The sequence below is a fragment of the Zhongshania aquatica genome (genome assembly GCF_027257955.1).
Classification (GTDB): domain Bacteria; phylum Pseudomonadota; class Gammaproteobacteria; order Pseudomonadales; family Spongiibacteraceae; genus Spongiibacter; species Spongiibacter aquatica.
On the sequence record NZ_JANZNQ010000010.1, the window covers coordinates 58,420 to 81,363 of the forward strand.

20 protein-coding genes are annotated in these 22,944 nt (G+C 48.4%); 6 read left to right on the forward strand and 14 right to left on the reverse strand.

Translation table 11 applies throughout. The annotated features are described in order from the left end of the window. Positions 1-51: 51 nt before the first annotated feature. A complete protein-coding gene (locus O9X78_RS11655) occupies positions 52-1,179 on the reverse strand; it encodes a CaiB/BaiF CoA transferase family protein (protein ID WP_269619864.1) in 1,128 nt (375 codons plus the stop codon). 41 nt (positions 1,180-1,220) lie between these two features. Next, on the reverse strand, positions 1,221-1,991 hold the full coding sequence (locus tag O9X78_RS11660) for an SDR family NAD(P)-dependent oxidoreductase (protein WP_269619865.1): 771 nt from the start codon (positions 1,989-1,991) through the stop codon (positions 1,221-1,223). 169 nt (positions 1,992-2,160) lie between these two features. Here O9X78_RS11660 and O9X78_RS11665 point away from each other — a divergent pair, with 169 nt between their 5' ends. Continuing rightward, positions 2,161-3,165, forward strand: a complete 1,005-nt coding sequence (locus tag O9X78_RS11665) for an AraC family transcriptional regulator (protein WP_269619866.1) — start codon at positions 2,161-2,163, stop codon at positions 3,163-3,165. Between the two features lie 54 nt (positions 3,166-3,219). On the opposite strand, the gene O9X78_RS11670 is transcribed toward O9X78_RS11665, so the two are convergent. Then, positions 3,220-4,203: a GlxA family transcriptional regulator gene (locus tag O9X78_RS11670; RefSeq protein ID WP_269619867.1), complete on the reverse strand. Its 984-nt coding sequence runs from the start codon at positions 4,201-4,203 to the stop codon at positions 3,220-3,222. 135 nt (positions 4,204-4,338) lie between these two features. On the opposite strand from O9X78_RS11670, the gene O9X78_RS11675 reads away from it, so the two are divergent. Further along, the gene (locus O9X78_RS11675) at positions 4,339-5,319 is read left to right on the forward strand and encodes an NAD(P)H-dependent flavin oxidoreductase (RefSeq protein ID WP_269619868.1); all 981 of its coding nucleotides are present in this window, start codon (positions 4,339-4,341) and stop codon (positions 5,317-5,319) included. Between the two features lie 124 nt (positions 5,320-5,443). Here O9X78_RS11675 and O9X78_RS11680 read toward each other — a convergent pair whose 3' ends face one another. Further along, complete coding sequence (locus tag O9X78_RS11680; RefSeq protein WP_269619869.1) at positions 5,444-5,881, reverse strand: OsmC family protein; 438 nt, start codon at positions 5,879-5,881, stop codon at positions 5,444-5,446. A 316-nt stretch (positions 5,882-6,197) separates the two neighbouring features. Between O9X78_RS11680 and O9X78_RS11685 the strand changes: the two genes are divergently transcribed. The 4 genes from O9X78_RS11685 (at position 6,198) to O9X78_RS11700 (ending at position 11,464) form a co-directional block, all read left to right on the forward strand. Then, on the forward strand, positions 6,198-7,715 hold the full coding sequence (locus tag O9X78_RS11685; RefSeq protein ID WP_269619870.1) for a WS/DGAT/MGAT family O-acyltransferase: 1,518 nt from the start codon (positions 6,198-6,200) through the stop codon (positions 7,713-7,715). A 37-nt stretch (positions 7,716-7,752) separates the two neighbouring features. Next, on the forward strand, positions 7,753-8,523 hold the full coding sequence (locus tag O9X78_RS11690; RefSeq protein WP_269619871.1) for an SDR family NAD(P)-dependent oxidoreductase: 771 nt from the start codon (positions 7,753-7,755) through the stop codon (positions 8,521-8,523). A 38-nt stretch (positions 8,524-8,561) separates the two neighbouring features. Continuing rightward, positions 8,562-10,130, forward strand: a complete 1,569-nt coding sequence (locus O9X78_RS11695) for a long-chain-fatty-acid--CoA ligase (protein ID WP_269619872.1) — start codon at positions 8,562-8,564, stop codon at positions 10,128-10,130. Positions 10,131-10,333: 203 nt separating this feature from the next. Continuing rightward, entirely contained in the window at positions 10,334-11,464 is a 1,131-nt protein-coding gene (locus O9X78_RS11700) for a tetratricopeptide repeat protein (RefSeq protein ID WP_269619873.1), read from the forward strand. Between the two features lie 77 nt (positions 11,465-11,541). Here O9X78_RS11700 and O9X78_RS11705 read toward each other — a convergent pair whose 3' ends face one another. The 10 genes from O9X78_RS11705 to hfq all read right to left on the reverse strand — a co-directional run bounded on the left by O9X78_RS11705 (position 11,542) and on the right by hfq (position 22,833). Beyond that, entirely contained in the window at positions 11,542-14,181 is a 2,640-nt protein-coding gene (locus O9X78_RS11705; protein ID WP_269619874.1) for a TonB-dependent receptor domain-containing protein, read from the reverse strand. 112 nt (positions 14,182-14,293) lie between these two features. Next, the gene (locus O9X78_RS11710) at positions 14,294-15,985 is read right to left on the reverse strand and encodes a beta-helix domain-containing protein (protein WP_269619875.1); all 1,692 of its coding nucleotides are present in this window, start codon (positions 15,983-15,985) and stop codon (positions 14,294-14,296) included. Positions 15,986-16,248: 263 nt separating this feature from the next. Further along, a complete protein-coding gene (locus O9X78_RS11715; RefSeq protein WP_269619876.1) occupies positions 16,249-17,541 on the reverse strand; it encodes an adenylosuccinate synthase in 1,293 nt (430 codons plus the stop codon). A 53-nt stretch (positions 17,542-17,594) separates the two neighbouring features. Next, the gene (locus O9X78_RS11720; protein ID WP_269619877.1) at positions 17,595-18,764 is read right to left on the reverse strand and encodes an ATP phosphoribosyltransferase regulatory subunit; all 1,170 of its coding nucleotides are present in this window, start codon (positions 18,762-18,764) and stop codon (positions 17,595-17,597) included. A gap of 35 nt (positions 18,765-18,799) precedes the next feature. After that, positions 18,800-18,985 (reverse strand): DUF2065 domain-containing protein, encoded by a 186-nt coding sequence (locus tag O9X78_RS11725; RefSeq protein ID WP_269619878.1) that lies wholly within the window; start codon positions 18,983-18,985, stop codon positions 18,800-18,802. Beyond that, positions 18,939-19,067, reverse strand: coding sequence for a hypothetical protein (locus O9X78_RS11730; protein ID WP_269619972.1), 129 nt, complete (start codon positions 19,065-19,067; stop codon positions 18,939-18,941). Before O9X78_RS11730 ends, O9X78_RS11725 begins: the two co-directional genes overlap by 47 nt. 37 nt (positions 19,068-19,104) lie before the next feature. Then, complete coding sequence (gene hflC, locus O9X78_RS11735; protein WP_269619879.1) at positions 19,105-19,980, reverse strand: protease modulator HflC; 876 nt, start codon at positions 19,978-19,980, stop codon at positions 19,105-19,107. Position 19,981: 1 nt separating this feature from the next. Further along, complete coding sequence (gene hflK / locus O9X78_RS11740; RefSeq protein ID WP_269619880.1) at positions 19,982-21,124, reverse strand: FtsH protease activity modulator HflK; 1,143 nt, start codon at positions 21,122-21,124, stop codon at positions 19,982-19,984. A gap of 103 nt (positions 21,125-21,227) precedes the next feature. Further along, the gene (hflX, locus tag O9X78_RS11745; protein WP_269619881.1) at positions 21,228-22,544 is read right to left on the reverse strand and encodes a ribosome rescue GTPase HflX; all 1,317 of its coding nucleotides are present in this window, start codon (positions 22,542-22,544) and stop codon (positions 21,228-21,230) included. A 31-nt stretch (positions 22,545-22,575) separates the two neighbouring features. Beyond that, on the reverse strand, positions 22,576-22,833 hold the full coding sequence (hfq, locus tag O9X78_RS11750; protein ID WP_269619882.1) for an RNA chaperone Hfq: 258 nt from the start codon (positions 22,831-22,833) through the stop codon (positions 22,576-22,578). Between the last annotated feature and the right edge of the window lie 111 nt (positions 22,834-22,944).

A 22,944-nucleotide genomic window follows, 5' to 3' on the forward strand; every position in this document is an offset into this window, starting at 1 on the left:
AAAATCCTCTGTTTTAGCGGCCTAGTATTTACATCAGCCAGTATTTTCGATTTACGGTAAAACACCTTGCTCGGCAAGTTGTGCTATTTGCTCATTGCTGTATCCCAAACCGCTTAGTACATCGCGAGTATTGCTTCCCGCAGCTGGCGGTGACGCCGGCACCGATGGCGCGGTGCGGCTGAACTTTGGCGCAGGCGCCGCCTGCAACACTCCATCGGTACGAAGATAGCTTTCACGGAATTTATTGTGGGGATGTTCCGGCGCTTCATTCATCGACAGGATGGGGGCAAAGCACACATCGCTCCCTTCCATAACGTCGCACCACTCATCACGGGTTTTACGCTTCATTACCGCAGTGAGTTTTGCCTTAAGCTCAGGCCACTTTGACTCATCGCTTTGGGTTGAAAACTCCGCAGGATCAAGCTCCGCTTTTTCTAATAATAATTCAAAAAATTGCGGCTCAAGGGAACCGATAGAAACATATTTGCCGTCGGCGGTTTCGTAGCTGTCATAAAAATATGAGGCGCCATCCAGCAGATTCACGCCGCGCTCATCACGCCAGCGATTACTAGCCATCCACGCATACATCATGTGCATTAAGGCGGCGGAACCCTCCACCATAGACACATCAATCACTTGCCCGTGACCCGAGCGCGACGATTCAAAAATCGCGCACATCAAACCAAAGGCTAAGAACATACCACCACCGCCGAAGTCACCCACTAAATTCAACGGAGGCACGGGGCGCGCTCCTTTACGACCAATGCCGTGCAGAGCGCCCGACAGCGAAATATAATTGATGTCGTGGCCTGCAGCTTGCGACAGAGGCCCAGTTTGACCCCAGCCGGTCATGCGCCCGTACACAAGCTTTGGGTTTCGCGCCATGCAGTCTTCTGGGCCAATACCCAAACGCTCGGCAACACCTGGGCGAAACCCTTCAATAAGCGCATCTGCTGTCGCACAGAGCTTTAACACAATCTCCACGCCCTCAGCCGACTTCAAGTTGACCGCGATGGATTTCTTACCGCGCTCACTGACCTCGGCAGGCCGCGCTTTAGAGGAGGATTTGCGGGTAATAGAAATCACTTCCGCGCCCATATCCGCCAGCATCATGCCGCAAAATGGCGCGGGGCCGAGGCCTTCAATTTCTATTACACGCAAGCCAGTCAAGGGGCCCATATTTACTCTCCTGCTAATCCATCAATTCGACAAGCAAAGACTTATTTAGGCTGCATACGCAGACCAGCGTCCATACGAATGCACTCGCCATTGATGTAATCGTTCTCGATGATACTGGTGACCATATGCGCAATTTCAGCCGCGCGGCCAAGACGCTTAGGAAATAATGGCGTGCTGCTAAGGGCTTGATAAACAGGCGCTGGCAATGACTCAAACATCGGGGTGTTGATCAGACCCGGGGCAATGGTGTTCACCCGAATACCCACGGTTGATAAGTCCCGTGCGATGGGCAGAGTCATACCCACAATACCGCCTTTACTAGCGCTGTATGCAGCTTGGCCAACCTGGCCTTCGAATGCGGCAACAGAGGCCGTATTCACGATGGCGCCACGAACACCATCTTCATTGTCTGGGATATTTTTGGCCATTTGCTCGGCACACAAACGCAGCACATTGAAGGTACCCGTCAAATTTACTGCCAAGGTTTTCTGCCACAAATCCAAGGGGAATGGGCCGTCTTTACCCAAAGTCTTGCTGCCTGTTGCGATACCCGCGCAGTTCACACAAATATGAATGGCGCCAAATGCGGCCATAGTGGCGTTCACACCGGCTTGAACCGACTCTTCGCTGGTCACGTTCACGTCGGCAAACATGACTGAGTCACCAAGCTCAGCAACAACCGCCTCGCCTGCCGCGGCATTCATATCAAATATGGCCGCTTTCGCGCCAAGGCTAACTAGACGCTTCACGATCTCTAAACCCATACCGGAAGCACCACCACTGACGACTGCGACCTTACCTTTGATATCCATGATGTTTCTCCTAGCCAATAAATGATGTGACTTGAGCACGCGGAATCCGCGCAATAAATCAAATTGGCGCAATGATCACGCCACAGCACAAACAAAACAATGATGGAAATAGAGATAAAAATAGACATTTTGTTATAATCTATTTTCGGTACCTTTCGAGGCTAGGACAGTGCGCACGCCAACTATATCTATTTATTTTATTCGGGCCTGCCTCAAGAACCTTAGTGAACAGCCTGAAAAGCAGCTTGATTTACTAGCAAAAAATCATATTTCGCCAATGATTCTGCGATCCACTACCGCCCGTGTACCCGCTGAGAATTACGCCAACCTCCTACGCGACACAATGCAAGAAATGGACGATGAGTTAATGGGCTATGGCAGTCTTCCGCAAAAATTAGGTTGCTGGAGCACCATGGTCGAGCTAGCCACCAACTCAATTAATTTGGGGGAGGCACTAAAAAAGCTAACTCGCTTTTACCGACTAGTGTCCTGGGGCTTAGAAACACGGTTGAGTAGCGACAGCGAAGGAAATGCCTATATATCGCTAAATCATAGCGATATACGGAGTCAGTTTGATCCCTACCTCTACGAGTCGTTTTTATTCTATATTCACCGAACCGCGAATTGGTTAATCGGCCGCCAAATACCCCTGCACTCCGTCGATTTCTGCTTCGCAAAAACAGCTCACCGCGAAGTCTACTGGGATATGTATTTCTGCAAAGATATTCATTTTGATCAGCCGGTTTCACAACTTCGATTTTCCGCAGCCATGCTTGATCATCCCGTTGCAAAATCTGAGCAAGCCATCACCTCCTTCTTAGATCACGTCAATCAAGCCATGATTACTCAGGTTTACGCGCAAAAAAGCTGGCACTACAGAGTTAGTACCCAGCTGGAAGCTCAGCTTACTCAAAATCCCTCATTCAACGACTTTTCTAAAGGCTTTAATATTCACCCACACACGCTGCGCAGCTATCTGCGGGACGAAGGTTTCCAGTATCAAGACATTAAAGATCGAGTGCGTCGTGACAGCGCCATTTTCTATTTGAGCTCAAGGGGTAAAAGCGTCGAAGACACGGCTGCGTTAACAGGTTTTTCGGAGGCCAGCGCGTTTATCCGCGCCTTTAAAAAATGGACGGGGAACACTCCCATTCACTACAAACGCAAGCCTTAAGCGACACTCTCGGGATTCCTGAGCTTGTCCTAAACGTGATCTCGACGAGAACATCTAATGACTGAATTTCTGCCGATAAGCACGCGGCGTCAATCCTGTTTTGCGCTGAAATAGTCGATTAAAGGAACTGATATCAACGTATCCGATACGCTGCATGACCATCTCAGCAGACAGCCCCGTACTCTCTAATAATTTTTTCGCCGCTTCGATACGCAGATTTTGCAGGTAGCTATTTGGCGTGTCACCGACCGCCTCTTTAAAACGCCGCATCAACGTTCTTGAACTAACATGATGTTCCTTTGCTAGCTTATCTAAGGAAAATGGCGCGCATAGGTTTTTTTCAAGACTGTCCTGAACGGACAGTACCAACGAGTCGTTATGTGTCTGCTGTCTAGGCAAAATCAAATAGGGCGCCTGCTGGGTTAAATTTGTATCTACCAATAAGGTCTTAGCACACAGCGACGCCACCGCCTTGCCCATATAACGCTCAACCAACAGCAGTGCGGTGAGCATTTCCGCTCCGTTGGCGCCGCCAGTTATCAGGCGCGGCTCCTCAACAACGAGCTTGCCAGCATTCAAACGAATATCGGGGTAGCGCTGCTGAAACTGCTCCGCCAACCACCAACTTGTGGTGGCACTTAGTCCCGCTAACAAGCCGGTTTCTGCCAGCACAAAGCTGCTGGTGCATTGCGTGCAAATAATACATCCGTTGTGATATTGCCGACCAAGCCAATCAATAATGCCGCGCATGGCGTCCAGCTTGTGGGTAAACGCTCTGCCACCGGGATAATTCATCGCCGGTACCACCACGATGCTGTCTGTCGGTAGCTCTGTCAGCGGTCCATCGACGGCAATGCGCAAGCCAGATGCGGTTGTAACCGCGCCGCCATCCTCAGACAGCACCTGCCACTCAAACATACCCTCCTGCCGCTTATATTGCTCGCGCCAATGGGAGTTTGCGACTAAATACAAATCCTGCGGATTTACCAAGCTGCCTGCATAGCAGCCTTCATAGGCAACGATATAAACCTTCGGCACAGTAGCTCTCCTAATATGAAGTGCAACAGTGTCTCTATCCGCATATTTAATGTCAATAAAGACACTGTAAGAGTTGGCGACAACACTCTACAGTAAGGCCTCCACACAGACCTTAATAAACAGAGTGTTTCGACTATGGCATTACCTGAGCTACTTAAAAATCGACTGCAACTGCCCGCCGTTGCCGCGCCTATGTTTTTGGCATCGGGACCAGAACTCGTTATTGAAACCTGTAAAGCGGGCATGATCGGTTCGTTTCCAGCATTGAATCAGCGCAGCAGTGAAGGCTTCGAAGAATGGCTCAACACCATCAATGCATCTCTAAATCAATTTGAAAAAGACACCGGCACCAAAGCCGCGCCATTTGCAGTAAATTTAATCGTTCACAAAACCAATCCGCGCCTAGAAGCCGATCTGGCGCTATGCGTAAAACATCAAGTTCCTATTATTATCACTTCGCTGGGCGCGGCTAAACCCGTCATTGATGCTATTCACAGCTACGGCGGCTTGGTATTTCACGACGTTATTAACGCGCGGCATGCACGAAAAGCAGCTGACGCCGGTGTAGACGGCATCATTGCGGTTAGCGCCGGAGCCGGTGGACACGCGGGCAATATCAATCCCTTTGCGCTGGTTGCCGAGATTCGCGAATTTTTCGACAAGACATTACTACTCGCAGGCGCTATATCAAAAGGCAGCGACATTGCCGCCGCGCAAATGATGGGAGCGGATCTAGCGTATTTGGGAACACGCTTCATTAATACGCAAGAAAGCCTAGTCCAAAAAGAATATAAACAGATGATTGTAGAGTCCAAAGCTACTGATATCGTCTACACACCGAATATCTCTGGTGTATTCGCCAACTTCCTTAAGCCAAGTATTGTGAATGCAGGGCTAGACCCAAGCAATTTGGAACCTAAAACAAACATCGATTTTGGCGAAGAATTAGAAGTTGATGCAGACCACAAGGACGGCGATAAAGCAGGCGGAGCGTGGAAACAAATCTGGTCCGCGGGTCAGGGCGTCGGCGCAATCCATGACATCCCAACTACGGCAGAACTTGTAGCAACACTGATAGCAGAACACAAAAGCGCCACCGCCATATTTAGCAAGTAAGACGACGCTATAAACGCTTATATGTTTTGCCAACAAGTGGCGCGCATACCTTAGGGGCCGCGCCACTTGTTTATCAAGATTCCAGGCGTCAGTTCAAACACTGCCGTCCAGAGAGTGCAGCTCCCTATGCCCGCGTTGCTATTTGAATCTCAAGTTTTTTTACAGCTGTTAAAGAATTACTGACAATACAGATCTTCTCCGCCTTCTCTAGCAAAGTCGTCGCCTTTGCTCTCGCGCTCTCGTCGGCAATGGTTAAGGAGACTCGTGTCAGAATTTCGGTGAACTGCATATTGCGGTCGACTTTATCCAAAGTGCCTTCAGTCGTACACTGAATCGCATCCCATTCTAAACGCGCAATCCCAGCTACCGTGCGAAACGACAATACATAGCAATTAGCCGCAGCCGCTAGCAGCAACTCTTCAGGTGACCACCTATCGCCAGGTCCATCAAATTGCGTCGGGGCTGCAATTTCCATGGCTGGCAAATGAGCCGCAGAGACCTGCAAATTATTATCCGGATTTGCATCGACCGTAACCGAATAGTGGTGAGGCAAGACGTCCATCGAAAACTCCTTATATTAATATTTAATATACCTGCAGATAACATCAGCTTATTAACAATTAAGCAAATTAAATAAATATCCAAAACCTGCCCCGGAATACCGAAATGACGGCTGAAAAGCAGACTCATAGTGTTGATTTTTATCATGAAGCTCGCGCAAACTGTTTATTGTTTTATGGTCTTTTTATTCCCCCTAGACAATGACATCTATACCACGGAATGACAGCAAATATATTAGCGCTCACCAATAAGATTTGAACTACCACAAGATAGACATAGCTGAACTACAACATTGAGTATTGACAAGGAATTCGTGCATGAAGCAATTATCCCAATTTGATTCCATTTTCGTTTACAACGAAACCACATCAACACCACTGCACATTAGCCCTATACTTATATACGACCCCAGCACTGCGCCCGACGGTATTGTTAGGTTTAAAGATATTATCGCCAAGTTTAAGGAACGCATTCACAAGTCTCCGGTATTTCGCAGAAAGCTTGTCCGCGTCCCATTTAATCTCGATAGTCCCTACTGGATTGAAGATAAAAGCTTCGATTTAGAGTTTCACATACGTCATATCGCCCTTCCCCAGCCCGGCGACTGGCGACAGTTTTGTATACTGCTTGCACGCTTACACAGTCGCCCACTAGATTTGAATCGGCCACCTTGGGAAGCGTACATCATTGAGGGCTTAGACAACATAAACGGCATGCCCTCAGGCTGCTTTGCCATGTATTTAAAAATTCACCACAGCGCAATTGATGGCGCTACAGGCAACCAAATTATAGAAGCACTTCACGACCTAGACCCAAATTCAGTAATCATTACTGCCCCAGACAATTGGGAAGGCGAAGACGAACCCAGCTCTTACACACTGCTTAAAAATGCGTATCTAGGCATGTTCAAGTCGCCCAAAAAAGTGACCCGCTTAGTAAAACAATTAATTAACTCACGTCGTGAGGAAAACAAGGGCTATGACGGAAAAGCGTTTGAAAACCATGACATTAAAGATCGTATACGATTCAACAATCCTGTAACGCCGCACCGAGTGTTTGGCGGTCTGCGCATGGAATTACAAGATTTAAAACACATTAAAAACACCGTTGGGGACTGCACATTAAATGACGTGCTATTAAGCATTGTTGGTGGAGCCATGCGTAATTACCTGCTAGCGAAAAATGAGTTACCCGAAAACTCACTGGTAGCGGGCGTACCCATCAGCACCCGATCCAAAGAAAACAGCAATGCAGACGGCGGCAATGAAGTTGCGGGAATGCGCCTGCACTTAAGAACTGATATTGAAGATCCCATAGAACGACTCAGGCTCATCCACGGTGACGCAACCACCACCAAAGCTTATGCCAACGCCGTTGGTGTCGAACTACTATCAACAATTGTAAATTCAATCCCTTCCGGCCTGGCATCGCTCGGCATGCGTGTGGCGGCGAACACTGGCTTGACTAGTAAAACACCGGCATTTCACACCATCGTCACCAACGTACCAGGCCCACAGTTTCCCATGTATATGTGTGGCGCTAAAGCCATGACATGGTTAGGTGCTGGTGCCCCACTAGACGGCACGGGACTATTTCATACGGTAAATAGCTATTTTGGCAGCGTATTTCTAACGTTTATTTGTTGTCGCGAAATGATTCCTGATCCTGACTTCTACCATCAGTGCATTAACAGTGCCTACCGCGACTTGTTCAATGCCGCCGAAAAATTGCGTCAAGCTATACCGGAAAACGCAACGTCAGCAAAGAAGATAACACCAAGAAAGAAACCGCAAGCCAAAAAAGTGACAACCACAACGGCAATCAGCTCAAGATAATTGCGCCACACGCTTCAATACAAGGATTAATAGCACCATGAACTACTTCAATTTAGACGGGAAAGTCAGCCTGATTACTGGCGCCTCAAGTGGATTAGGTGTGCACTTTGCCAATGTACTTGCCAATGAGGGAGCAACTGTTATTCTCGCCGCACGCCGTGCCGACAAACTAGCCTCGGCGGTGGAGACTATTCGTAATAACGGTGGCAAAGCCTTTGCTATCACCATGGACGTATCAAACGCAGAGAGTGTAGAGAAAGCATTCGCGGTCATCCAAAACGAACACGGCGGTGTGGATGTACTGGTGAATAACGCAGGTGTTGCCGATGACCCTAAGAAGTTTTTAGATACCACAGAAGACGATTGGAACTGGGTAATGGAAACTAACCTCACTGGCGCATGGCGGGTTGCGCGAGCAGCAGCCCTACAAATGAGTAATAACAATACTGCCGGCAGCATTATCAACATCGGCTCAATTTACGGACTACACACCGGCGTCATGAAAGTGGCTTACAACGTCTCCAAAGTTGCCGTGGTTCAACTTACCAAGTCTATGGCAATGGAGCTGTGCCGCAAAAATATTCGCGTCAACGCACTCTGCCCCGGCTGGTTTGTTACCGAAATCAATGACAGCTACTTTTCATCTGAGGGCGGTCAACGTTACATACAGGGCTTTCCATCAAAACGCCTAGGTAAAATGGAAGACTTAAGCGTGCCACTACTACTATTAGCCAGTAATTCTGCCGGTGCGTATATGAACGCTACGACACTGACCGTAGACGGTGGTTTGATTGAATCCCCCATCTAACTAGTAAACATCCACCCATCACACGCGACGAGCCCCCAATGACAAACGTTAGCCCAGTACGCAGTTTTAATGAACTTATTGCTAAGCACGCAGCGACTCAACCAAACAATAATGCGACCATATTTAATGGCCGCAAAACCAGCTATGGTGAGCTAGATAAAGTCAGTAACCGTTTCGCCAACGCCTTGCTCGGCGCAAATATTAGCAAGGGTTCACGGGTTGGCATACTGGCGAAAAATTCAGACACCTACCTACAACTTCTGTTCGCCTGTGCCAAGGTCGGCGCAGTGGCAGTTGGGCTGAATTGGCGACTCTCGCCCGCCGAGCTAAGCTACATAGCTAATGACAGCGACATGGAGTTGTTATTTGTTGGTACTGAGTTTTTTGACGGCGCGCAAACAGTAAGCACCGCTGCACCAAAACTAAAGCACATCATTAGCCTAAATAACTCGCATCCACATTGGCCGACCATACATGACTGGGCTAGCGACGTTGACACGCCACCAAGCATTTCTGTTTCTCCTGACGACGCTGCATTGCAGCTGTACACCAGCGGCACCACCGGCCACCCCAAAGGCGTGGTTCTGCCCCATAGAGCATTTTTTGATCCTTGGATTTACGATCCTGATCCGCTGATGGCGTGGAATGAAGTGAGCCAAGATGAAGTGTGCCTATTGGCAATGCCCTTCTTTCATGTCGGCGGCATCGGGCTCTGCTTTATGTCCCTTCGCGCAGGTTGCAGTGCTGTAATTGTGCCCGAATTCTCGCCCATGGAATTTCTCCGCCTAGTGCCAGAGCATAAGGTTACACGAACCTTTCTCGTTCCCGCTGCGATACGCTCTATATTGCTGCTACCCGAAGCATCCAGTGCTGACTGGTCATCATTAAAGCTCGTTATTTATGGCGCGGCCCCGATGCCAGAAGCCTTGTTACTTGACGCATTCAAGATACTAAAATGTGATTTCACCCAGTTATACGGTATGACCGAAGTGTGTGGCGCAGTTGTACATTTACCACCACAAGATCATATTGAAGGCAGCACCCGCTTACGGGCTGCAGGAATACCAATACCATCAACAGACATCAAAATTATCGACGGCGCGGGTCAGTTAGTAAAACAAGGGGCGGTAGGCGAAATACTACTGAGCAGCCCCGCAGTAATGCAAGGCTATTGGAAAAATGAAGACGCTACCGCTAAAACACTAGTTGATGGCTATATACATACCGGCGATGCAGGCTATCAAGATGAAGATGGTTATCTGTATATCTTCGACCGCGTCAAAGACATGATTATTAGCGGTGGCGAAAACATTTACCCCATTGAAGTCGAAAATGTGCTTTACAGCCACCCTGATATTAGCGATGTAGCGGTTATTGGTATTCCCGACGACAAATGGGGTGAACTAGTTGCCGCCGTTGTAGTGCTTAATAATGGCCGCTCACCTACAGAGAGCGAGCTTATAGATTATGTGAAAACACACATCGCGAGCTACAAATGTCCAAAGAAAATTATTTTCACAGATGAACTCCCCCGCAACGCGTCGGGAAAAATACTTAAACGCGAACTAAGAAAGCCCTATTGGGAATCACTAGAACGTAAAATTTAACTACGACAGCCACCTATACGACTTGCGCCACCATTACGATTCACGTAACAAGCTCAAAGGCAAAAAATTATCATTTTTTTGCCTTTGAGCTGACTTTCCCGTCCACATTCAGTCTATAGTTAGTATTAACTAGGCACACCATTCTTCGTGACTGGAACGCCCCAGCAGTAACATTATCTACAGATAATAAGCAGAAGTAACACATGCCAGTATTTTCAAAAAACCTAATGGCCGCAGCAATATTTAGTGCCTTGGTAGCTTGTAGCGGCATTGACGCACAAGATACCGAAAAGCTAAATATTCAAGCGCCAAGTGCATCGCAGGTAGCTGCCCTTTTAAATCCTGAGGACAGCGACAAAGTACTGGACGTTAGCATATTTCCGGAAGACAACATTCTGGCGATGAATGCCGAAATGCGCTATTTCGTAGAAGAGAATGTTCCCGCCGCATTATCACCCCGGGCACGGTTAACCTATCTGCTTGACAGCATGGTTAGGCCATCTCAGCTTGGCTTAAAATACGATCCAGGGATTACCCTAAACGCCACCGAAACATTTGAGCAGCGCACTGGGAACTGCCTTTCTCTCACGTCACTCTTCATCGCTCTCGCAAGAGAAGCCAAGCTCAATGTGTATTACAACGAAGTGACGATCCCGCCCAGCTGGGACATGGTCAGCGACAATAGTATGGTGTTTTATAAACACATCAATGCCATTGTCGATTTCGGAAAAGACGGCAAAGAAGTTGTCGATCTCAGCGTTGATAATTACGAATATCATTACCCACAACACCGGGTAACTGAACAAGAGGCTGCCGCACAGCACTACAATAATCGGGGCGCTGAATTTCTTAATCTAGGCGACAATGACAAGGCGCAACTGTATTTTAGACGCGCGCTTTACCTGGACCCCCAAGCAGGGCATATCTGGGGAAACCTAGGCACCCTACTACGCCGCCAACAACGAAATACGGACGCAGAGATCGCCTATCGCTACGCACTATCGCTTAACCCAAACGACCAAGTGGCCATTAGTAATCTAGGCCGCTTGTATCGGGAGCTAGGCAATAAAGAAGAGGCGCGTAAGCTTGAGAAAATAGCAGAGAACTTCCGCAAGAAAAATCCCTTTTGGCATTACAGTCGTGCGAAGGCTGAGTATGAGAAAGGTAATTTTGATGAGGCGCTAACATCTATTCAACAGGCAATACGTCTTCAGAAAAATGAATACCGTTTCTATCGATTTGCCTCACTAATCTATTTCCGTCAGGGAAAGCTAGTACTTGCACAGCAATTTTCTGACAAGGCGAGCAGACTTAAGCTTTCCGCCGAAAAGTAAATTAGCACCCACAAAAAAGGCGCCTTCCGGCGCCCAATTCAGCAGATCCTTTGCCTTTAACTATTCAAAACAGAATACTAGTATTTCCAGCTCAGGCTGAGGCCTACACTTGTACCAACATCTTGCTCAAGAATTTTAACGTTTTGGCCACTACTGTTCTTTTGCTCAAATTCTCGACTAGAGTCTAATAGATTAGAAACTTTAACTTTTAGCGACAGAGTTTCAGTCGGGTAGTAGTTGTAAATCAAATCCAAAGAACCGAATGGCTGTTCAAACGCGTCGTCATTGCCAGAGGTACCCGCAAAGAAAATACGCTCTCCAGAAATATTATATAGAAGCGAAGCACTGTGACGCTCATCTGGCGAGTCATAACCAAGCGAGGCATTTACCACGTAGGCAGAGTGGCCAGTCAAACGACGATTCGTGTTAGTCACTTCGTTATTACTGGTAATAGTAATTTCAGAATCACTTAACGTCACGTTACCCGACAGAAACAAACCAGCCGGTAAGGTTTTCAAACCTTCAAATTCAACGCCGTATACTTCGCCGGAATCACCATTGATATAACGCAGTACAGTATCGTCGTCAGATCCTGCGCCTTGCACTTGCTCTATTGGCAATGTTAGATCTTTGTAGAATAGTGACACTGTGAAATTATCTCCACCATCATAGTAAAACTCACCGCGCAAATCGTAATTGCGAACATCGGTCGACTTCAAGTTCGGATTACCAAAGACGCGCACACTCAACTCGGGATCGATATAAGCAACGTCTGCAAGCTCACGCAAGTCTGGTCGAACTACGGTATCGCTGACGCTAAAGCGAACTTGAAACTCATTCGCGCCGATCAAACTCATACCTGAGTATGTGAGTGCGAAACTTGAATAAATGTCGTCGTTCTGAATAGCAAACGTTTGATTCGGATCCTGCAATTGATTAATCAACTGCTGGTTGAATACACCGGTAAAGTCGAGCAAGTTAACCGGTAATACCGCCTGCTGGTACTCTTCGTAACGAGCGCCGACAGTTGCGCGCCACTCTTCGGTCATCCGGAAATCTAAGCCACCATATGCTGCGTTTACCTTCTGCGCAGCAACATAGCTTTCATTTCCGAAGCCCGACCCCATGGCGATGTCAAAGGCATTATTTAAATCGTTAATACGCGCATCAGTAAATACCGTTTGTGGCGTACCCACAGTTGCCGTTGTGCCTACGTTAGCGGTGTAGCCGTAGTATTCACGCGATTTTTCAGAATTCCACCAGCCCCCAGATACCGTAAGCTCACGACCATCAATATCGATGGGTAATTCTAGGCGTCCACCCCAGCTCTCAACATTATCTTCCAAAGACAGAAACTCAAACTGCCCTGCGGTCGATGACTGTGAAATGAATGGTGTTGCGGGCGACGTATTTCTGTCAATCGAGCCAGAAAAAGTCGTCGCATTGGGGACGTCTGTCGTGGCTTTCGCGTCGGAGTAAAACCAATCAAAACTCAACATTTCCAGTTCTGCTAGCGGCGCAAATTCACCGAAGCGATGACTACCCGACAACTGCGTTAATTCCAGCTCGCGCTCTTCTAAGCGTGTTGCATACTTCAAATTAGGGATATTATCGGCAGCCGGATTATTATTGCTAAAGCCCGTTGTTATACGTGCTTCATCTGCATTATTTTGAATAAGATAGTGGCTAAGCTGCAAAGTATTATCTTTCGCATACTCTGCTCCCAAAACAACCGCCAAGGTTGTGCGCTCTTCGTAGACACTTCTTTCCACATCGGAGAAGTTAACATTGGGATTACCGATACTGCGCTTGGTCTGATTTTTATTGCGATATTCTTCGTCGTAAGCACCGCTTATAGATGCACCTAAAACGAGGTCATCAGTCACATCCCACGCGTTGCCAAGATCCACTTTAATATCACGATCTGGATCAAGACTACCGCGTTTAATAGCAACATTGCGATTTAAAGAGGTAATTAAATCTCGCTGGATTTGCTCAGCGTCATCCCGCGTCATGGTGTTTCCCGCAGCATTTTCAATATCGAAAATATTGCTTTGCGACAAATCCCCTTTGTAACGACTAATCGCGTTGCTTAACGCCTGTGGCATAGAGCCAGATCCGCCCGGGTAGGTAAGACCTTTATCACTTTCAGTGTTCATTCCTGTACCGATACTAACCGCAGCAACTGGGCCAGAAGGCACGCTGCGAGTTCGGATATCGATAGCACCGCCGCCAAAGTTAGCAGGTAGCTCAGGACCCCAGGATTTCTGAACCTTTAATGATTCAACGATACTTGCCGGAAACAAATCCAAAGGGATAACACTTCGCGCTAAATCAGGCGATGGCACTGCAGCGCCGTTTACCGTCACGTTGCTGTAACGTTCACCCAAACCGCGAATATAAATAAATTTATTATCTACTAGCGTTACACCCGTCACTCGGCGCAACGCTGCACCGATGGTGCTATCACCCGCGCGAGCAATGGCTTCAAAACCAAGGAAATCTGCAGAGTAAGGTAATTCAAGACGTTCATCTGTAAGTGAGGCGGCTGCGCTTTGTAAGCGCCCAACCACAACCACTTCTTCTAGCGACGCTGGCGAAAATTGTTCGCTATCGTCTGCCGCGATATCTTGAGCTATCGCCGAGCTCATTAGCCCGCCGGTTGCCAGCGCTATGGCTATAGATAGCTGCTTTCGCGCAAATCGTTTAGTTAACATAATCAGAATCCTAAGTGCTCAGGAAAATGCCCTCTCGAGCGGAGGGCGTTCTAGCTTTGTACTAGCGGGCCGCTAGCCCGCCTTTCCTGTGTAACAGGGTATTGCCAATTACTTAGGGATTAAGAGGAGCGCTTAAACCTACCGTCCAGCCTGCCAACCAGTCGTCGCCCGCATTTGCGCCACCAAGGTACGTTGGCGCGTCAAAGAAGGGATTAATTGCAGATACATCCGTTAACTGAGTGGCTTGATCAAACGCTACGGTGCCGTCTGCTTTAGTTAACGCTGCTGCAGTTTTGTAGCCACGCGTACCTACACCACCAACAATCAAGCTTTGAGCGGGAATTTCACCAGCGGCAAGAACTTCGTTATTGATGTTGTCATTTTTGGGGGTGTCTGCGGATCCGTCAGTCCCTCCTTTCAACCAAACAGCTAGATCAAAGTTACCTTTAGTGGCACCGCTTACTTTCAGAGGCTCACTACAAGCAATCAAGTTACTGCTTGCTTTACTGACACCTGACTTAGCAGCAGCAATAGTTTGCGGACCTTCACTATCATCAAGCTCCAAACACTCTTGACTCGCCATGCCTACCGCGTTAGACGTTACGATAGAGTTGTACATTTGAAAGTAAACACCTTCACGGAATAGCGGACCTTCTGAATCACCTTTAGACGTCGCATTAATACCTGCATTTTGTTTAACGCCTGACGTAACACAGGTCATGTTAGAAATGATCATATTGGTGGTTGGGGTGATATCGTCTGCGCGATTTTCACCGGTGTTATCGCCTTCTACGCAGCGGTTAGAACCAGAAGTATGAACGACCACGGCGTACTGAATCATGCCGTTATAACCTTCCGAGTAGTCGATTGAATCGTCGCCCACGTTAACCGCAACTAAATGATCGGCATTGACTGCACCGCCAAAAAACTCGAAACCATCATCCTGTGAGGTGTAAGCTTGCAGGTGGCTTAAAGTAGTGCCACTACCAACGCCGTTGAAGGTAAATGCGTTAAGCTCGTTACCATCAACGACTTCAAAACCCGCGTGTTTAACAACAACATATTTCATTACACCAGAGCTCTCAGCGTTGTTGTTACCGCCGTATGTTGCTGGCTGGCCCTCTGCTTCTTGGTTACAGTTATGCGGGTTATTTGCAGTAGGAGCAAAGTCACTCACTGAGCCCGTGCCTGAACCAGTCGCCGTACCGTCATGACATTTATTAGTCATGCCGTTACCGTTAATTTGTAAACCGCCCCACAGACCGCGATCATCTTCAGTGGCAACGCCATCAATATCTTCGTCAGCCGTGAAGATGATTGGCGCAGTCGCTGTGCCTTCAGCAAAAATTTGTGAGCCACGGGTAATACGAACATAGCTAGTTGGCTGCTTGAACACCATAGTCACACCAGCTTCGATATTCAGCTTAGTGCCCTGACCTTCTTGTAAAATAGGCGTACCGGTTGCAGCCGCTTGTCCGTCCACGTCTTCACCAATAAACAAGCTATCGGCAAATTCATGCACACCGGCTATAGCAGAAAAGGTAACTTGATCTGCTGTAATAGGATTGTTGGAGCTAACAAATGCCGCTGGATAGAAGCAGTCGCCCGATGAAAATTGACCTTGGAAGGTGTTGCCGTTCTTAACGTAGGAAGCGCATGGGTTATTGCTAGTACTGCCACCGGTGTTAGTGCTGTTGTCTTGGCTATTATCGACAGTCGTCGGGCTTAAATTAATATCGCCACCACCACAAGCTGCTAGTAGCAAAGCGGATGACATTGCTGTCAGTGCAAAAAACTTTTTCATATTTACTATCTCCGAAACCAACTCTAAGGATTTTTTAGGTTTGAATTTATGTAGCGTATGGTAGGGAGACTTAGTGACAGATATGTGAATACTATGTTTCAGTTATGTGACACGTAGAAAAAAGTTCCTTGGAAATGCGGATAAGAAGCGGCTTAGCAAAATAGCTATTTAAGGCAACAAGAGACTTATAGATGAAACTGGGGTGGCAGAAACAAAAATGCCGCTGAATTCAGCGGCATTTTTATGTTTCAAATAAAAATTAATTATCCGAAGGGATGGCGCAACACAATCGTTTCGACACGATCTGGGCCGGTAGAAATAATATCAATGGGCACACCGACAATTTCCTCAATACGGCGTATATAAGCGCGTGCATTTTCAGGCAATTCACCCAGCGATTTTGCACCGACGGTAGACTCAGACCAGCCGGCCATATCTTCGTAGATGGGTGTGATAGTGTTGTAGTCTTCACAATCGAACGGCGCAGCAATAGATTCGCCAGCGGGATTCTTATAATCAACACAGATACGCACTGTTTCTAAACCATCAAGCACATCGAGCTTGGTTAGGCACAGACCGGTCACGCTATTGATTCTAACTGCTTGGCGCAAGCCAACGCCGTCAAACCAACCACAGCGACGCGGACGACCTGTTGTGGCGCCGAATTCGTGGCCTTTCTTAGCTAGGTAAGCGCCAACATCGTCAAAAAGCTCTGTTGGGAACGGGCCGCTGCCAACACGGGTGGTATAGGCTTTGGTAATACCTAGTACATAATCTAAGTAAAGTGGGCCGAAACCACTGCCGGTAGCTGTGCCGCCCGCCGTGGTATTAGATGAGGTAACAAAGGGATAGGTACCGTGATCGATATCTAATAGAGAACCCTGCGCACCTTCGAAAAGGATATTGGCACCCTCTTCACGGTATTTATGCAGCGCGCTAGTCACATCCGTCACCATCGAGCGCATTTCCTCGGCCATACGCAGTGCGTCGTCAAGGGTTTTTTGGTAATCAACCGCGTCAACTTTGTAGTATTCGGTCAGCATAAAGTTGTGATATTCCATCACTTCTTTGAGCTTACCAGCAAAACGTTCGGCATTATAAAGATCGCCCAAACGTAGCCCGCGACGCGCGACTTTGTCTTCATAGGCTGGCCCAATACCACGACCGGTCGTGCCGATCTTTGCCTCACCACGCGCAAGTTCGCGCGCTTGATCGAGTGCCACATGGTAGGGAAGAATTAGGGGACACGCTGGGCTCAAACGCAAACGCTCGCGAACAGGAACGCCTTTGGCTTCAAGTTGACCCATTTCTTTCAGCAAAGCATCCGGTGCCAACACCACACCGTTGCCAATCAAGCAGGTCACCCCTTCGCGCAAAATACCCGATGGAATAAGGTGCAATACGGTTTTTTCGCCGCCGATAACCAAGGTATGACCAGCATTGTGGCCACCTTGAAAGCGGGCAACTGCCGTCGCTTGATCGGTAAGTAAATCGACTATCTTACCTTTGCCTTCATCGCCCCACTGGGTGCCCAGCACTACTACATTCTTGCTCATATCCGCTTCTCTGGATAAAGGTTAATACACTGACCCGTAACTACCGAGCCCAATTAATTCAGCGGTTTAACACACCACTGCTCTTCCACTTTACTAATTACCCGGTCACATGCCGCATCGGTCTCCTGACCAGGTAAACCGCAAATCACTTTCTCTCCAGACTCACGCAAAGATTGTACAAACTGCCATTGCGAAGGGCTTGGATCATAAGGAGCAAATATTGCCGCCACGTCTGTTACTGGCGGCAACAGGCCCAGCAGGGCCTTTAAATCTATACTAAAACCGGTGGCGGGACGGGCACGGCCAAATAACACGCCGATATCGTCGTAGCGACCGCCTAAAGCGAGGGCTTGCCCGTGCTCGCGCACCAGCGCCGAAAACACCACCCCCGTGTGATAGTGCAAACCGCGTAATTCAGCCAAATCAAAATAGAACTGAATATCTGGAATACGCAGTGCCAAGGACTCAGTTAACTCTTCTAAACTAGCTATTGCTGCTACTGCGTCGGGAATATCGGCAAATAGTTCTCGTCCGCGTTGCAACACATCTTCACCACCGTGTAACTCGTTCAATTCCAATAATTGCTTGGCAACATTGGCGGCAACTGGCAGTCCGGCAACGAATAACTTTAATTCTGTTTTTGCTTTGCGCTGCAAGATATCGAAATAGCTCGCTTCTTGTTCCGCATTTAATGCTGCCGCCTTAACGACTGCACGGTAGATACCCACATGACCGGTATCTAGGGTAATGCCATTTAAACCAGCTACTCGCAGCGTTTCCAGCATCAAGCATATGATTTCTAAATCACTGGCTGGACTATTATCACCGTATAGTTCGGCGCCCAATTGTAAAGGTGAACGTGAAGCCAATGGCTGCTTCGGCTTGCTGTGCAATACACTACCGGCATAACACAAACGCACAGGACCTTCGCGCCCCAAGCTATGGGCGTCTATTCGCGCAGCTTGCGGGGTAATATCCGCCCGCAAACCCATCATTCTACCGGTGAGTTGATCTGTCACTCGAAAGGTCAGCAAATCAATATCACTACCCAAACCGACGAGTAAGGATTCTGTGTATTCCAGCATAGGCGGAATAATCAACTCGTAGCCCCAACGTTTATAGAGGTCTAAAAGTTGCCGACGCAATGCTTCAACCTGAGCCGCTTGCGCGGGCAACAGTTCTTCCACACCGTCCGGAAGTAGCCAACGATCTACCGAAGTCATACGCGATTTTTGCTCTCTTGATTAGCTATCTGACTTTACCGCAGCAAACTCAATAATATGAGGCCCGATATCATACTTATTAAACCGGCGATGCGGACGTTACGACTGTCCATATCTGCCATTCGGTATGCCAATAACCGCCAGCGTTCTGGACTCAGAAACGGAAGCACACCTTCAATAATAAGCACCAGACTGATAGCCACTGACAGTTCCTGCCACATGCGCTTTGCCTGCCACAAACATAAAAAATCCGCGCTGCCCAAAGACGTTAAGGTCTCGGATCAGCCCGGATGCGTGAATCATACCACACTCCCCGCCATAGCGAGGAGTGTCAGGTAATTTAACGCTTTTCCGACCCTTGTTTTAGGTAGCGGAAAAACTCGCTTTCGCTATCAACAACCAGCAGGTCACCCTTATTGCTAAAGGACGCCCGATATGCCTCTAAGCTGCGAACAAAAGCATAAAACTCGGGGTCGGCACTATAAGCCGCTGCGTAGGTGCGAGCTGCTAATGCATCGCCCTCACCGCGCAATACTTGCGCGTCTCGGTAGGCATTTGCACCGATAACAGTGCGCTGACGATCAGCCGTCGCACGAATTTTCTCAGCCAATTCGCGGCCAGTAGAACGATGCTCACGCGCTTCGCGCTCACGCTCAGACTTCATTCGATCAAACACCGACTGGCTAACCTGTGATGGCAGATCGATACGCTTAACTCGGACATCAACTAACTGGATACCAAATTCGCTAGTAGTGATCTCGTTAAGGTCGCGAGTTAAATCGGTCATCAACAGATCGCGCTCACCCGACACCACTTCGTGGAAGGTACGCTCGCCGAACTTATTTCGCAGACCAGTATTAATACGCTGAGCTAACAAACCCTCGGCGCGAACTTCCTCACCGTTGGTCGCGGTATAGTACTTTTGGGTATCGATAACACGCCATTTAGCATAGAAATCCACGTCTAGCGGCTTTTTCTCAATGGTTAGAAAACGCTGCGTCGGCGCATCCAAGGTCAAAATACGACGCTCGAATTTACGCACCATATGCACAAACGGTGTTTTAATATGCAGACCCACTGCGATATCGGGGTCGACGATTTCACCAAACTTGAGCAGTACGGCCCGTTCAGTCTCACGCACGATATACAAAGAATTGAACGCCAGCACCAACGCGCCCAACAATAAAATGACAACGGTAAAAGAACGATTACCCATGTTAGCGACCCTCTCTGCGAGTGGTTTGCGTATCGCGGCGTAACTGCTCAACCACCTTATCTGTCAACGCACGTATATCGACTTCTTCTTGAGAACCCTTGCGAACAGTCGCAGATTTATCCATTAATTTATCGATAGGCAGATACATCATATTGTTGCCGCCATCGACGTCGACCATCACTTTAGTCGCGTCACTATATAAGGTTTCTAAGGCATCAATATACAGACGCTCGCGAGTTACCTGAGGTGCCTTGCGATACTCAGTAAATAAGTTTGCGAATCGCTGCGCCTCACCCTCTGCCCTTGCCACAACCTGCTCTTTATAGGCCTGCGCTTCTTCTAGTTGGCGCTGAGCCGCACCGCGCGCCTCAGGAATGATGCCATTTGCATACGCTTCAGCTTCGTTCTTTAAACGCTCGCGATCCTCTTTGGCTCGCGTTACGTCATCAAAGGCATCCTGCACTTGCGACGGCGCTTGGGCATCTTCAATATTAACCTTGGCCACCAAAATACCGCTTTGGTAGGTATCCAAATACGCCTGCAGGCGCTGCTGAGTATCAACCGCAATCTGTTCGCGGCCTTCCGTAATAACCTGATCCATTTTTGAACTGCCCACCACATGACGCAGCGCACTTTCCAGCGCGTGCTCCAAGCTGAGCTCAGGACTTTTTACTTTGAGAAGAAAGTTGGCTGGGTCAGCGACGGTGTATTGAACCGACAAGGCGACATCAACAATATTTTCATCTTCAGTCAACATTTGACCGCGGCTGGCCACTCCGCGCACTTTGGTCACATTTATTTTGTTCACTTCATCAATCAGCGGCGGATTCCAACGCAGACCTGGCATCACGGTTTCGTGATACACACCGAGCCGCAAGACAACAGCCCGCTCCTGCTGGTCGACCTGATAAAATCCGAATAGGCCCCACACGACAACCGCCAACACAGCAATAATTACCAGCGTGCTCGCGCCTAATTTTATATCACCACCGCCATTGCTTCCGCCGGGTTTTTTCCCCCCACCGAAAATGCTATTGAGCTTTTCTTGAAGCTTTTTAAGCGCTTCATCTAAATCCGGCGGCCCTTGGTTTTTACCACCCCAAGGATCATTATCTTTGCCACCACCCGGCTCATTCCAAGCCATAGCCTTCTCCTGTGTTATCGTATTGTTTCGCTAATTAATCTTCTCGGTCATATTGACCACCACATAAAATCTGCGACTCAACGACTTTTGCCCGGCGGGCAGTCTAGCAGAATTCTTCCTGCGTGCTAACCGGACGAGTCGACTGTAAATCCGCTTCAGACACCCCTTCACCCGACAAAAAACGCTGCCAATCGGATTCCATTAGACGCAATGTCAAACGCTGAGAACCATCATCGTTTAATTGCTCATCCATCACCGCATCCAAGCCATACAGGCGCGCACGCAAACGACCCTGTGCTGCTGTTAATGTGATGGTGGTTTCGCAAATCTCATTGCCCAGAATTTCGGTCAAAGCTTGATGAAATAACGCAAGTCCTTGTGAATCTCGCGCAGACAACCACACGCGAACCGGAATGCCCATATCATTGCGCTCAATACGGGGCTCAACGTCGATCAAATCTGTTTTGTTGTACACCTCTAGCATCGGTATGTCTGCGGCACCGATTTCAGCCAACACTTTTACTACCTGCTTAATATTGTCTTGCCGCTCAGGGTCTGCACAATCCACTACGTGAATCAGCAAGTCGGCTATCGCCGCCTCCTCGAGCGTCGCCCGAAACGCCTCCACCAACTTATGGGGAAGATGACGGATAAACCCAACGGTATCTGCCAAAATAACGGGGCCAACATCACCCACTTGAATGCGTCTTACCGTGGGATCAAGGGTCGCAAATAACTGATCGGCGGCATACACATGGGACGCGGTCAGCACATTGAATAATGTCGACTTACCGGCATTGGTATAACCCACAATCGATAGCGCGGGAATTTCGGCTCGGCGCCTCGCTCTCCTCGCCTGATCGCGCTGCTTACGAACTTTCTGCAGTCGGCCTTGAATACTGGTAATACGGGCACGCAATAAGCGCCGATCAGTTTCAAGCTGACTTTCACCTGGGCCACGCAAACCAATACCGCCCTTTTGACGCTCAAGATGCGTCCACCCCCGCACTAAGCGGGTAGACATATGCTGAAGCTGGGCGAGCTCAACCTGCAATTTACCCTCATGGGTATTCGCACGCTGAGCAAATATATCGAGTATCAAACCGGTACGATCAAGCACGCGGCATTGCAGCTCGCGCTCGATATTGCGTTCTTGGCTCGGAGAAAGGGCGTGATTAAACAGCACTATCTCACCCTCATTGGCGATCAGCGCTTCACGAATTTCTTCAAGTTTGCCAGTACCGACGAATAGGCGGGCATCCGGCCGCTTTCGCGAGCCAGTAATGAAGGCAACCGGATCCCCCCCTGCGGAGGTCACCAGTTGCACAAATTCGTCGGAATCTTCGCGCTCGTCTTCACTGTGAAAATCCAGATGGACGAGAATTGCACGTTCACCGGAGTTAGGTCTTTCAAATAGCAAGAACGAACCTCAATTCAAAGAATTGTCGTAATTAAACGTCTTCTTGCTCTTCGTCGTCTTCTGGCGGATGCGCCATCGGCAGACGAACAACACGAGACGGTACGACAGTTGAAATCGCGTGCTTATATACCATTTGGCTAACGGTATTTTTCAGCAACACCACGAATTGGTCGAATGACTCGATTTGGCCCTGCAATTTAATGCCGTTGACCAAGTAGATAGATACCGGAATACGCTCCTTGCGAAGTATATTCAGATAAGGGTCTTGTAAGCTATGCCCTTTTGACATGGTGTAGCCTCCTGTATGCCCAAACCGGGCGTCGATAAAACGTATCAAGAAAAGTAGCAATATGGATCGCAAACCTGCGAATAAGTTCGCGATCAGACTGGGTAACTTGCA